This window comes from Sporocytophaga myxococcoides DSM 11118 (assembly GCF_000426725.1).
GTDB classification, from domain to species: Bacteria; Bacteroidota; Bacteroidia; order Cytophagales; family Cytophagaceae; genus Sporocytophaga; species Sporocytophaga myxococcoides.
On record NZ_AUFX01000004.1, the window covers coordinates 593,722 to 606,702 of the forward strand.

General features: G+C 35.5%; 18 protein-coding genes. 6 read left to right on the forward strand and 12 right to left on the reverse strand.

The annotated features are described in order from the left end of the window. Window positions 1-62: 62 nt before the first annotated feature. The 9 genes from K350_RS0105400 to K350_RS0105435 form a co-directional block, all read right to left on the reverse strand. Window positions 63-266, reverse strand: coding sequence for a hypothetical protein (locus K350_RS0105400; protein ID WP_156026941.1), 204 nt, complete (start codon window positions 264-266; stop codon window positions 63-65). A gap of 164 nt (window positions 267-430) precedes the next feature. After that, entirely contained in the window at window positions 431-727 is a 297-nt protein-coding gene (locus K350_RS0105405; RefSeq protein WP_028979034.1) for a hypothetical protein, read from the reverse strand. 65 nt (window positions 728-792) lie between these two features. After that, the gene (locus K350_RS0105410) at window positions 793-1,101 is read right to left on the reverse strand and encodes a hypothetical protein (protein WP_028979035.1); all 309 of its coding nucleotides are present in this window, start codon (window positions 1,099-1,101) and stop codon (window positions 793-795) included. Between the two features lie 8 nt (window positions 1,102-1,109). Continuing rightward, entirely contained in the window at window positions 1,110-1,349 is a 240-nt protein-coding gene (locus tag K350_RS33080; protein WP_425423900.1) for a hypothetical protein, read from the reverse strand. A gap of 236 nt (window positions 1,350-1,585) precedes the next feature. After that, window positions 1,586-1,933: a KilA-N domain-containing protein gene (locus tag K350_RS33085; protein WP_425423901.1), complete on the reverse strand. Its 348-nt coding sequence runs from the start codon at window positions 1,931-1,933 to the stop codon at window positions 1,586-1,588. A 117-nt stretch (window positions 1,934-2,050) separates the two neighbouring features. Beyond that, window positions 2,051-3,085 carry an ABC transporter permease gene (locus K350_RS0105420; protein WP_028979036.1) on the reverse strand — a complete coding sequence of 345 codons (1,035 nt, stop codon included), beginning with the start codon at window positions 3,083-3,085 and terminating at the stop codon, window positions 2,051-2,053. Beyond that, complete coding sequence (locus K350_RS0105425; protein WP_211236717.1) at window positions 3,078-3,977, reverse strand: ABC transporter ATP-binding protein; 900 nt, start codon at window positions 3,975-3,977, stop codon at window positions 3,078-3,080. Before K350_RS0105425 ends, K350_RS0105420 begins: the two co-directional genes overlap by 8 nt. Before the next feature lie 52 nt (window positions 3,978-4,029). Continuing rightward, entirely contained in the window at window positions 4,030-4,440 is a 411-nt protein-coding gene (locus tag K350_RS0105430; RefSeq protein WP_028979038.1) for a DUF1761 domain-containing protein, read from the reverse strand. A gap of 10 nt (window positions 4,441-4,450) precedes the next feature. After that, a complete protein-coding gene (locus tag K350_RS0105435) occupies window positions 4,451-5,041 on the reverse strand; it encodes a hypothetical protein (protein ID WP_028979039.1) in 591 nt (196 codons plus the stop codon). A 296-nt stretch (window positions 5,042-5,337) separates the two neighbouring features. On the opposite strand from K350_RS0105435, the gene K350_RS0105440 reads away from it, so the two are divergent. The 5 genes from K350_RS0105440 (at window position 5,338) to K350_RS27525 (ending at window position 8,913) form a co-directional block, all read left to right on the forward strand. Beyond that, window positions 5,338-5,955, forward strand: coding sequence for a hypothetical protein (locus K350_RS0105440; RefSeq protein WP_028979040.1), 618 nt, complete (start codon window positions 5,338-5,340; stop codon window positions 5,953-5,955). Window positions 5,956-6,053: 98 nt separating this feature from the next. Continuing rightward, entirely contained in the window at window positions 6,054-6,707 is a 654-nt protein-coding gene (locus K350_RS0105445) for a hypothetical protein (protein ID WP_028979041.1), read from the forward strand. Between the two features lie 24 nt (window positions 6,708-6,731). After that, entirely contained in the window at window positions 6,732-7,343 is a 612-nt protein-coding gene (locus K350_RS0105450) for a hypothetical protein (protein ID WP_028979042.1), read from the forward strand. A gap of 161 nt (window positions 7,344-7,504) precedes the next feature. After that, on the forward strand, window positions 7,505-8,146 hold the full coding sequence (locus tag K350_RS0105455; protein WP_028979043.1) for a hypothetical protein: 642 nt from the start codon (window positions 7,505-7,507) through the stop codon (window positions 8,144-8,146). Between the two features lie 152 nt (window positions 8,147-8,298). Next, window positions 8,299-8,913, forward strand: coding sequence for a hypothetical protein (locus tag K350_RS27525; protein WP_051312885.1), 615 nt, complete (start codon window positions 8,299-8,301; stop codon window positions 8,911-8,913). On the opposite strand, the gene rnk is transcribed toward K350_RS27525, so the two are convergent. The 3 genes from rnk to K350_RS0105480 form a co-directional block, all read right to left on the reverse strand. Continuing rightward, on the reverse strand, window positions 8,914-9,324 hold the full coding sequence (gene rnk / locus K350_RS0105470; RefSeq protein ID WP_037574011.1) for a nucleoside diphosphate kinase regulator: 411 nt from the start codon (window positions 9,322-9,324) through the stop codon (window positions 8,914-8,916). 159 nt (window positions 9,325-9,483) lie between these two features. Then, window positions 9,484-10,086: a hypothetical protein gene (locus tag K350_RS0105475; RefSeq protein ID WP_156026942.1), complete on the reverse strand. Its 603-nt coding sequence runs from the start codon at window positions 10,084-10,086 to the stop codon at window positions 9,484-9,486. A gap of 68 nt (window positions 10,087-10,154) precedes the next feature. After that, window positions 10,155-10,802 (reverse strand): hypothetical protein, encoded by a 648-nt coding sequence (locus tag K350_RS0105480; protein WP_028979046.1) that lies wholly within the window; start codon window positions 10,800-10,802, stop codon window positions 10,155-10,157. Between the two features lie 251 nt (window positions 10,803-11,053). On the opposite strand from K350_RS0105480, the gene K350_RS30815 reads away from it, so the two are divergent. Further along, entirely contained in the window at window positions 11,054-12,925 is a 1,872-nt protein-coding gene (locus K350_RS30815; RefSeq protein ID WP_051312886.1) for a cellulase family glycosylhydrolase, read from the forward strand. The last annotated feature ends 56 nt before the right edge of the window (window positions 12,926-12,981 follow it).

Consider the following 12,981-nt stretch of genomic DNA (forward strand, 5'->3'; position numbering starts at 1 on the left):
GCAACACACTATATTCCGAATGCTTCTAGCCCTTGCTCAATTTGGACTATTGATCTCACTGCTTACCTCTCCTTTATCCAAACCTCCCTTTCTTCAAAGGAACTAGATTTTATTAATTCTTTTAATTCTTTTTTGGTTGGCTTCATTTGATAGCTGATAACTTTACCACTGTCATTCTTCATTATCGCTTTTTCTTCAACCGGCAGCAGCTGAAATAGACTGTCATCGGGCATAATCATACTTATGGATAATCTGTTTTTCTCCAAATCCAGCCTTTTAACCTTCCAGCTCGCCTCTCCACATTGATAATTCAAAAAATATGAGCCTTTTAAGGAACGACAAAGCTGGGTGGGGGATACATTAAAGATCGTGTCCCTTACAAGGTGATTAGCAGAAACACTGTCACCTGAAATCTTCAGAACTTTGAAGTTTAGATTTTCCAGATAGTTTTTAATATCCTCATCATTGTTACGATCCCCGTAAATGTGCTGTCTAAATCATTCCTATCAAAGAGAATATTGTAAGGAGTAATCTTAATGATTTTGTTTTCAAGAATTAATAGTTGAGCTCCGTCCTCACCATTGTAGATACCTCTGTATTTTCTATTAAATCCGCTTAGGTTTTTGGTTTCTCCAGGCTGAGGTTCTAAAAATTCAACCGCAACTTCCTCTTTCTTTTCGCTACAACCTAATACTATCAAAGCCAGGAATAAAAAAATCTTTTTCATATAATAAGAATAAAAGTTCGGACTAATAACGACTAGTCAACGGTTGTTTATTTCAAACCTATTAATTATTTATTTTTCACCGGAACAGCATCATAACAAGTATTTCCGGCTACCTTCTTAATGTTGACATCCACAGGATCATATGTTTTTACTTTCACCAGATTGACATCTATTGATGACGAAGCCGATTTAATATTTACATCAATCGTCCCATCAGCATTTGTCTTTACTAAACGGTAATTAGGATCATAAACCACATTTTCAGAATTTGCTGCGTGGGCATTTGGGATAATATCTATTTGCTTAACAACGATAATCATCAGGCAAACAGCAATAATGGTCAGGATAGTTTTTGTGTAAAGGTCGGTTTTCATAGGGTAAATTATTTCAATGTTTTAATTGTTGAATTTGCCAGTAAAGACTTCATTTGATTTACTGCAATTTTATTAAGTTCAATTAGTCGTTGACTTTGTGATACTGCCTGACTTATTAAAAGTGCATTAATACTTTCCAAATTTGACAGAATAACCAATTGTTTTATAGTAGCATAATCTCTGATATTTCCATCACTATTTGGATTTTCATGTCGCCATTCTTGAGCCGTCTTTCCAAATAAGGCCATATTTAAAACGTCGGCCTCACTTGCAAAAGTTAATTGAACGTCAGATTTACTCAACAAATTTGGAATGATGTTTTCTTTAATTGCATCTGTGTGGATTCTATAATTAACCTTTGAAAGGGTTCTCTGCAAATTCCATCCTGACTGAAATCTATTATTTTCCTCTTCCTTCAGCCTCTGGAACTCTTTAATTATATATAATTTAAACTCTATTGAAATCCAGGACGCAAATTCAAATGCTATATCTTTATGAGCAAAGGTTCCTCCGAATCGGCCTGATTAGATGCAATACCAATTGCATTAGTTGATTCTATCCATTTTTTGGGACTCATAGTGAAACTATTAAGTCCAGCCTGATTTTTAAACCCGTCGAATTCGACGGATTTAAAATTTGGATTATGCAGTTGCTCCCAAAAACCTAACAATTCAAGAGTATTTCTATTTCTTAACCAATTTTTTATAATATCATCTGTGTTGGAAAAGTCTTTGTATCTGGCAATATCCGTTAAAGATATGTAATCCTGGTCATTATAATTATGAATTATTATATCAATTCCCTGAACTTCTAATTTTGATTTCTTCATCATAGCCACTTGATTTAATATACTGTTGAAAAATTCTGATTTAGGTTTTAATTAAAAAATATAATTACAAACATAAAATTTTGAACCCAACTTAAAAAAGATGCTATCGAAAATACCCCTTCAATTCCACTTATAAATCTTCCTTGCTATCCAATAAAAAGCTACTCCCTCAAGCAGCAATATCAGTGATGGTAATGCAATCTCTTTTATTCCTGCACCTTCCACAAAAATGCTCCTGAACGCATCCGCCAGCATGGTTAGTGGCAATACTTTTATTATCGGAATCAACCATTCGGGAAAGTTCTGATAGCTGAAAAATATTCCGGATAAGATCATCATTGGTAAGGTTACAGCGTTGATAAGTCCATTTGCAACCTCAGTGTTAGCCGTCTTGCTCGAAACCAGAATAGCTAGTCCGGAGAAGGAAATAACACCACATAAAAAAACTATGATCAGAGCCAATATGCTCCCAGTGATCTGTACCTTAAAGAAAATAGCTGCAAACAGAAATAGAATAACCGCTTCTGCAATTGTAATGAAAATCCTTGCACTGAATTGTGCAAGAAAGAAATATGATTTTTTCATTGGCGTTGCAATCATTCTTCTCAATAACTTTTTGATTCTATAATTGATCAAAGTCCAGCTAATACCCCAGACACAAGAGTTAAGAATTCCAAGAGCTATAAGTCCAGGAATCAAGAAATCAATGTAGCGGACACCTTGAGAAGTAAGTGGTTGCACCACTATTTTCTTTGTTACTTTATTACCCCTGCGAAATTCTCTCTCCAATACCAGGTATGTGTTTTGAGCTTCAGTATTTGTAGGGTCCAGGAAAAATGTTATCCTATCTGAAGAAGGAAGAAAATATAATTGAATTTCTCCTCTTTTTATACCAAGCTCTGCTTGCCTTTTTGTTCCATAAATAAATGTGAAACGCGAAGGCATCCCGATATCTGCACCAAGTACCTTTTCAAAGGATGCACTATCTGTGCTTCCGAGGATCATTACCTTCCGTTTTATTTCTTTGTTACTAAATGCAATACCAAGCACACCTGCCATGATAATTGGAAAACCTATTGCCCAGAAAAGGATAGCTGGCTCTCTGTAAAAAGAGCGGAACTGCAAAAATACAAGCTGTAAAAATGAATTATTCATTAAGCGCCTTTCCGGTTAATGATATAAAAAGATCTTCAAGTGTAACCTTTCTGCTTTCAAGTTCAAGTAACTTGAGATTTTCTCTGGCGATCAGAGCAAGAAAGTGGGGCAATGTATTGGTAATATCGCTTACAACCAGCTTACCTTTTGTCCCTCTTTTTTCCCAGAATACTTTTCTGACAGAGGGCAATGATTTTAAGCTTTCCTTAAAAGGTCTGTTTACAGTAAACTGAATGATTTCTCCATCGCCATAACTTTTAATCAGTTGCGGCAATGTTCCTTCTGCCAGGAAACTTCCTTTATTCATGATAATGATTCTGTCGCAAAGATATTCAGCTTCCTCCATGTAATGAGTAGTGAGAATCATTGCCGTTTTAGAAGTTTGTTTCAGCTTTTCGAGCAAATTCCATATTTCCCGTCTCGCATTTGGGTCCAGGCCAGTAGTCGGTTCATCCAGAAGAAGCACCCTGGGATTATTCAATAATGCGATTCCTAAAGCCAACTTTTGTCTTTGCCCGCCAGAAAGATGATTGACATATGTTTTTCTTTTTGATTCTAATCCGACTATATCAAGGATCTCCTGCGAGCGGGACTGAGGAAGTCCGTAAAAACTTGAAAAGAGATTTAAGGTCTCTTCAACAGAATTCCGGTCTATAAAATGGGTTTCCTGCAATGAAATACCCATTACCCGGTGAAGCTTTTCTGCATTTCCATTCCAGGACTTACCCTGAATAAGGATTTCACCGCTATCCTGCTTTTGAATACCCTCGATCATTTCTATCAAGGTTGTTTTGCCCGCACCATTAGGTCCAAGTAAAGCAAGGTATTCTCCTGCGTTGACCTTAAAGGAAACGTCATTCACGGCGACCAGACTTTTAAAAGTCTTTTTCACCTTATTTACCTCTATTAATACTTCTTTATCCAATAGAAAAACTTAGTAGAAATTAATGCCATCCCCCTAAAATAAGGCCCATTAAAGTAAAGCCTGCCAGGTGATAGCCTATATCTATTAAAAATAATTGTCTTGATTTCCCTTCATAAAGGTATGTGGTACCCATTGCTGTTCCCACCAGACCTGCTCCGGCTATAATACCGAGGAAAATTCCTTTTCCCGGAGTGTTGGTTGCGCTCAATTCAACAATATAGTCCAGAAAGATTGCAGCAAACAATAGCAACACAAAAGTGCCAGCCGTCATTCGTGTATACTTTTTCTCACTTTCTTTGGGAATCCTTACGTTTTTGAACCAGGCTGCTTCAAAAAGCCCTGGTGAATACCAGACTGCACCAAGAATAAAATACATACCGGCGGCGGTGATAATCGCCCAATAGTTCATCTGAGAAAAAGCTGTTTCCATTTTGTCTGCTTTAGCAATCTTCGCAAGTAATTACCAGCTCGGCAATTGAGGACTGCATTAAGGCATTGCGGTTAAAAGATTTTCCAAAAATTTTTTTCAAATCTTTTTCCCTAGGCCTGGCTGCCACACCTTCCCTTGCAAAATAGATTAACTTATTTTCCCGCAAAATGATTAGAGAATCTGAAATCTCGGAAAATGGCTGACCCACATGGTAGCCATTTTTTGATTTAATATCCGGACTATTGGTTCTTAAAAGATTAATAATTCCCACACTGCCAGAAGTTTCGGCAATAATCCAATGACTGTCAGTAAGAGATATTTTAAGCGCAGGGGATTGATCCCAAAGCAAATAATTTTCTGAAAGAGCATAAAAAGAATGAACGCTGTCCAGCTTACTCCCTAGTATTATCTTACCTATACCAGCACTGGTAATCATAGAATCAGTAAGAGGAAGATCAGGAGTGCCGGAAGGTTTTTTCCAGGGAGTTTTAACAATTATGGAATCTCCGGCTGGTTTTTCAAGCTTTGTCTCCTGTACAGAGTTCTGGCAGGAGAATGTAATAACAGAAAGAAGAGCGCAAACAACAACGCTTTTGTTCATATTCTAAAATTTAAATTAAAGGGAAAATAATTTCCCGAGTTAAAATTAATGAAGCCTAAAGGATATTTAAGAAATAATCAGAATAAAATAACACAAAACAGGGTACTGGATAAAATCATTTCACCAATAACCTCTTAGAGCTTTATTTTTACAGATATAATTCCTCCCTGCCTTCTTTGTTGAAAAAATTCGGGAACAAATTTTATTGAAGAAGTCTACAAAATAGCGAGCAGCCTTTTTATTATCTGCTGGCATTTTAGTGATCAATCCTATTAGACCATTTTTAATTTTTTAAGATGAAAAAAAACAAATTATTAGCAATTCTTTTCTCAGCATTCATTGCGTTTGGATCCTGCAATCAAAAAGAACAAGTTCCCGGACCACAAGGACCTCCAGGAAAAGATGCCATTAATCCCTTTATTAAAAAAGAGGGTTTTGTAAAAGGCAAAATGTACGTCACAGATGAGCAAGGAGCAGATTCTCTGGTCGGTGATTTTAACTATGAATACACAACAGAGCCTTTTGTTCAATCTAAATATATAAAAGGCGAAAACGGAAGCTTCAATATTGTAAGAAGCGACAGTTCAATGATCAGGAACAATTTTAATCTGACAAGCTATAAATCACCTATTCTAGGCCCTTCTGAAATTGCTATAGTAAACTTTTCCTATGAAAAAGATCTTGGAAATGGAAAGTACCTGACATTTGGCAAAAACATCGGTGTATTTGGCACTCCAGAAATTAAATTCTCAAACTATACCTTCAATGAAAATAACGGCAGAATGAAATTTGATTTCATTATCCTTTATCCTGCTTTCATATCCAGCAATGGCAGAGAATCAAAAGTAGTGGGCTCTGCTGATGTAGTTCTTATCGAGGCTGTCTCTTTAAGAAAAGGAGAGCTAAGCAATTAAGATAAATGTATGTGTAAAGATGTACGCTGATCTGTTGAAAGACCTACATATAATACATATAAAACTTTTTACTCAATCAAAATTTTTAATCAAATACAATGAAAAAATATCAATTGTTTACAATACTATTTGCCTTAGCAATATCCATTTATTCGTGCGGAAAGAAAGATCCTATACCAGGTCCACAGGGGCCAGCAGGAAAAGATCTTAATATAAATTCCAATTTAAAAGATGGTTATGTCAAGGGTAAATTATATTCTACTGGTAAGGACGGCAAAGACACTTTGCTTGGTGAATTTAATTATCAATATCTACTAAGCACTGATGCTTCTTCATATAAAAGGGGAAATAGCCCATACATCTCCATTACAAGACAAGATAGCGCAGAAGTTGGCAGTAACTTCTATTTGTATAGTAACATAGACATTACTGCAGATACCATAAAACCTGAACAGACTTTTATAAACTTTGCTTATGTAAAGGATCTGGGAAATGGGAAATATTTAAAATTCGGAGAAGCTTTACGTTTCTTACCCATAGGAAGAACATCTGTAGGAACTCCATGGCAAGAATCTACTTTCTCTATAAGCAACTATAGCTTTAATCACTCAAACGGTAAGCTCAGTTTTGATTTTGAAATATTCTATGTTGCCGATGAAACGCTCTCCCGCAAGAAGGCCAAAGTAATTGGTTCTCTGGACGTCAACCTTAAAGAGATCATTTTTTTGAGAACAGGCAACTTAAACAATTAATCTATTTTTAAAACTTCAATTCAAATGAAAAAAACTCAATTATATATTCTTGCATTAGTTTCAATAATTACCTTTTCAAGTTGTAAGAAAGACATAGAACCTGGACCCGCTGGCCCTGCCGGGACTGATGGTAAACCTCTTGATGAGTATTTCAAAAAAAACGGATTTGTAAAAATGGATATATATACAAAATCTACCACTGATACAGATTCATTAATTCTTTCAACAGAATACAAATATACTGAAGACAGAACGGACGCTCGTTATTCTGAAGGGGAAAAACCTGAATATACCATTTTGAGAATAAACCCCAGGAATCTAACCTTTGTATCAATTTACTCCGGAAAATCTCCCACTGAACCCCTGGAAAATCAAAACATTCACTTTAACTTCAGCTTGAATGATACTTTGGGAAATGGTAAATTACTCTCTTTTTCAACAGGTTTTACAACCGCAGGAAAAGATCTGGAAATAACAGATTATGCTTTTGATAAAGCTACAGGAAAGATCAAGTTCAAATTTAAAGGTACTTATGATAATATGGATCCCAATAGGATGGACCTGATTGTAAAGGGATCAACCGAGATATTACTTAATGAAGAAATTTATCTCAGAAAAGGATCTGTTATTGATTAAGGAACTTTATCCATTTTCATAGCATAAAAAAAGCTTCTGCATAGCAGAAGCTTTTTTTATGCTATAATCTATTTATCGAATAAAACATCAGATTTCTATGATTTCTGTAACCTTATGCCTCAAAATCAGGTACAATTCAAGGTTTTTAAAAAATGTATACGATGAAAAAAATCAATTACCTATCAGTAGTTTTTGCAACACTTTTGATTATTAGTTCTGCCTGCAGCAAAAAAGATCCTGTTCCTGGTCCTGCCGGCCAAGATGCCTTGAGAAAAGAAGGGAGTATCTCTGGTAAAATTTATAAGCTTAACTCTGCCGGAACCGGCGATACTCTTTTGGGAACATTCACCTATGAACATTTTGAATCCCTTGATGATGCATCTTATACTCTGAACTCTGAGTCTAAAGGAATAAACCTAGTAAGACGTGGCGCAAAGGAGTCAAATGACTACTTCGAACTCTTTTCAAATTACATTACCACTCTTGAAGAGAAACCAGACTCGACAAGGCTAACTATCAATTTTTCCTATAACAAAGCCCTGGGCAATGGAAAATATCTGAAGTTCATGACTTTCGATAACAATTTTTTTAGAAATGATATTTACTTTGGATACTCTTCTTCTACTCTTTCTATAAGTAATTATTCATTTAATAAATCTACCGGTAGATTAAAGTTTGACTATGAAATGAACATAGCTTCTTATGAAAACTCCACCTATAGTCCTGCCAAAGTAATTGGTTCTGTAAACGTTACATTATTGGAAGCGGATTATGCAGATAATGGTCCTGTTATGGTTGACTAAATCATTCTAATTTAATCTTATAAAAAAGAAGGCTAATGGCCTTCTTTTTTGTTATAAGCGGAACTAAAAGCCTGCTTTCTTAAGCATACTTTTTTGATATTATCAATTAATACCCCATCTTTAAAATTCACATTTTCAAAGACATCATGCTGATGAACCAACTTAACGACAAAGAAAGAGAACTGATAAAGCTCACCAATCATTTCAGAAAAAAGGCTGAACTTATGATTGAAGAAGGCACTCTGTCTGATGAGTTTAAAAGCGTTGTAGAAGCTTGTGAACGCTTGTCAGGAATTATCTTCGAACATGCGGAAACCAGAAAAAGTGTATTGGAAAAAAGAGAAATTCTTAAAAACATCGTTAAGGATAACGCCGCCTGTCCACAATGCTCTAGCAACGAACATCTCAAGTATGTCTCTCTTGATGTGAATGAAAAAGGGTGGAAATTTAATAAGTATAAGTGCAGAAGATGTAATATTTCCTTCGTCTGGAACCGACCTAATAATCCGTGGGACATGTTATTATTCATTGACCAGCTGAAGGCAGATTTCATGCTTAAAGTAATGAACAATGAAGTAGAAGAAGATGAAAAAATGCTTTCACTAGAAATGATCAAACAATTGGATGAAAGCCTGGCTACACTAAAACCTGTCATCGATCAATCAGATCTTGAGGCAAGCGAAATGGAACGCAAAGACGAACAAGTCTCCACAATGATTGCGGAATTTACCAAATACCTGCAGATACAAAAGATATTAATATCGTAATTAAAGATTAAAGTGGCCTGCGGCTTCTGGCTGATAAATTATTTCTTCTATTAATATTTTCGTTGCTCCACCGGGAACAATCCACTCAACTTCATCACCAACCCTGTATCCAAGTAAGGCAGTTGCTACCGGTGAAAAGATAGATATTTTATTTTCCTTCAAATTTGCTTCGTCAGGATAAACAATTTTAAATTGAAGCACTTTTCCGGAATTACTGAACGAGATTCTGACCACTGAGTTCATTGTAACCACATCCACCGGTACTTTCTCAGGATCTACAATTTTCGCAGCATTTAACTCTCCGTTAAGCTTTTCAAGCTCTTCAGGACTAATTGCTCTTGATTGCTTTAAATCAATTATGCTCTTCTTTATACGCGCATAATCAAGTCTGTTCATTACCAAATTTCCCATAATCCATGATTATAATTTACAAGATTTACTTCTCCTATAAATTATACAAATGTCAATGGATTGTAGTTCGCAGTAGCCCTGCTAAAGGAAGGTTACAACTCCCTCTTAGCTCATTTATGAAATAACTTCTGTGTAATACTTTTCCGAAAAGGTTTCCTTTTAATAATTAAAATCTTTTATAATCAACTTTGAACCTTGCTGGCTTATAAGCCTGATCATTTGATTCCGGACATCTATTTCCCATCTCCAGCCATTTTCAATTTCAGTAAGTTTCTTTAGGTTGTTTCCATATTTATCACAAACCCAAATAGTTTCAACACCTGACACTTCAGCAACCAGAATAATGCTGTTTGAAAGAGGTCTGGATGGAATGTACCTGTTATTAGAATGACGAAAAAGACCCTTATCTTCATATCTGTCAAGTGAATACTCATTGTTAAATTCAATGCTACCGTATTCAGGAAAATACTTTGATTCAAAATAAAAACCTGATATTGTTCTTTTTACAGTGTCTTTAAAAATGTAATTCATTTGTTGTTTACTGATGTCATATACAACAACGTCTCTTGTTATTTCCTTTTTTCTGACCTTGTTTTTGTTCTCGATGATCTTGAGTGTGTCCTCTACTCCTATGTATTGCAGATTTAGATTAGTTTCATATGTATTGATATCCAATTTAGAGTAATAATCATCATCTCCTCCGCTATCAATACTGAATAGGGTTTTAGCCAACAGGCAAATCATAAGAATCGAATATTTCATTATCATAACTTTTTAAAAATGGTTAATTAAAAATTTATTATAGTATTAACAAGAAACAGAATATAACATCAAAGTCTCTTTTTTATTTTATTCATGACCGTTTTATCCAGACCTGAATATTCCTCAAGCACCAGCGAAGGCATGCTCTTTATCAATGTTATTGTACTGGCATCTCCCACTTTCCTCACAGCACAATAAGCAACGACAATATCTTCTTCACAGGCTTTTTTCTCTTTGCAAAAATTTAAAAAATGATGAATAAGACTCCGCAATAGAGCTTCATCTTGCGGTTTATAATTAATTTCATCATCAAATGAAATCATGAGATTAAGGGCTGCAAGACATTTTAAAGCTACCTTATAATCCTGAATATCTGAGAGGACACAACTTTCAAGAACTTTAATAATCCCGATAAATGCATCATAAGTTTTCAACTCCTCCAAAACAGAAATTGCAAAGCCTGAATACTCCATGCCATCTTTTGCCAGATAAACCATTCTGGAAATGCCATATTCAAAATAGGTTGCCACAATGAAAATCCACTTGTCAAAGGGAACTTCATCGGATCTCTTTTCTCCTTCACAAAGTATTAAATTTAACTCCTTTAAAATGTGGAGAGTTTCTTTATTTCCTGTTTTAACCAATTGAAGTATGTCTTCTACTTCAATGTCATTATTTCGTGCTTTTTGAATTATAGGCGTGTTGTTTTTTTTCATATCAGAAATAGTACTACCTATTCAGCTATTAAAGAAAAAATTAGTCTTAAAATATGTTCGTGAACCAAAATACTAGTATACAATTTATTAGGCACAATGCGACCAATGCTATTAATCTTCAGGCTAAAAATTACTTTCAATTTTTCTAAAATTTATAATAAATTAAAGAAAATATAGCCTTAAGCGCAGGTAACCTTCCTGTCTAAATAAAGGTATTTTCAAATCATCCTTCTTAATTATCCCAGTGTTCTATGAAAAAAAAACTACTCTCACTGGCCCTACTTGCCAATATTTACTTTGCTCAGGGACAAAACTTTATCAAAAGAAATGGAACGGAACTTGTTCTCTCTGAAAGCAGCGAAAAAATCATGCTAAGAGGACTTGCATTCGGAAACCGTGTATGGAGTAATGACCCTGTTCCCTCTGAACATCATACAGAAGCAGACATTGAGCGTGTTTCTAAAATCGGAATGAACTGCATTCGCTTTTATATGAATTATCAAACATTTGAAAGTGATGCGGCTCCATATACGTACAAAGATGCTGGCTGGAACTGGATAGACCAGAACATAGCCTGGGCTAAAAAACATAATTTATACCTGATTCTCAACATCCATGTACCACAGGGAGGCTTCCAGTCTCAGTGTAAAGGCGACGCCCTCTGGACTAATCAGGACAATCAGGACAGACTAGTGGCATTATGGAAAGCAATTGCTGAAAGGTACAAAAATGAACCTCAGATTGCCGGATATGATTTGCTGAATGAGCCGACACCTAGCGGCACAATACAAAACTGGGACAATCTTGCAACTCGCATAACTGCTGCAATCAGAGACGTTGACAATAACCACCTTATCATTCTCGCAAATGCCATAGCTCTGGGCTGTAATTATTCTTTCAATGATGGAAAAAATAATTTTCCATTAACAGAAGATGAGAATGTGATGTACACACTTCATTCTTATGACCCATATGAGTACACTCATCAGAATCAATCCTGGGCTGGAACTGGAGAAGGGGGGAAATATCCTGATCCGGAAGTTCTTATCCCTCCATCTGATTTGGAATGGGGAATCGGTCAGTATAACAATAAAAAATTACCGAATGGAAATTCTGATTGGACCTATTTCAAAGGGCAGCCTTTTAAAATAACTAATGAAAACTATATACTCGGAAGACCTGTACTTTACGGACAAATTCTTAACTCCGGTAAAGCATACTTCGATGATATAACTCTAAATGAAGTAGATGCCAATGGCAATGTAATAAGAGAAATTCTTAAAAGTGATTTTGATGATAAGACAAAATTCTCCTTCTGGATTCCTGAAAATGCAACAGGTTCTTCAGCTATATCCAATACAGGTCATACCGACTCTTATTCAATAAGCGTCACAGGCACCAATAATTACTCAACCACCACTTTATATACCCTTCAATTCAAACCTGAGCTAAATAAATATTATGCTATCAGCGGATGGATGAAAGGAGAAGGAATTCCTGCAGGCTCGACAACAGCTATTTCCATGGAGTTTTATACTTCCAAATCAGGGGCTCCCGTATTGATTCGAGATTACGAATATGTGAAAACGAATATCCTTCAGCTATCAAGTAAATTAAGAGAATGGGGCTACCCTGTTTACTATGGGGAATTTGGAGCAGTGAGAGAATGCTTTGGAGAAAAAGGTGGTCAGATTTGGGTAAGCGATGTATTGCATGTGCTGGATAGTCTTGGCTTCCACTTTACTTATCATGATTACAGAGAAGATGCTTTTGGCTTGTATAAAGGTGATAATGGTATTGTTGATGAAAGTACTGTCAATCAGCCTTTGTATGATGCCTTTACTACTTATTTTGAGGAAAAAGCAACATCGATAACACCGATAACAGAGTCTTCAATTGCCCAGCTTTATCCTAACCCAAGCAAAGAGAATTTTAATCTGACTTTTAAAGTTCCTGTTTCGGGAAACCTGCAATTGTATGATGAAACAGGTAGAAACATTTTATCTAAAAATATTATTGGTGAAACCTTTATCTCATTCGGAGAATCTTTACCTAACGGATTTTACCTCGGCCGTTTGGTAATCAATGATCAGCCTCTGGCTTTCAAAATTTCGAAACAATAATAATTTTAAGCAGAAATAATAAAACAGCCAGTCAAAAATCTTTGACTGGCTGTTTT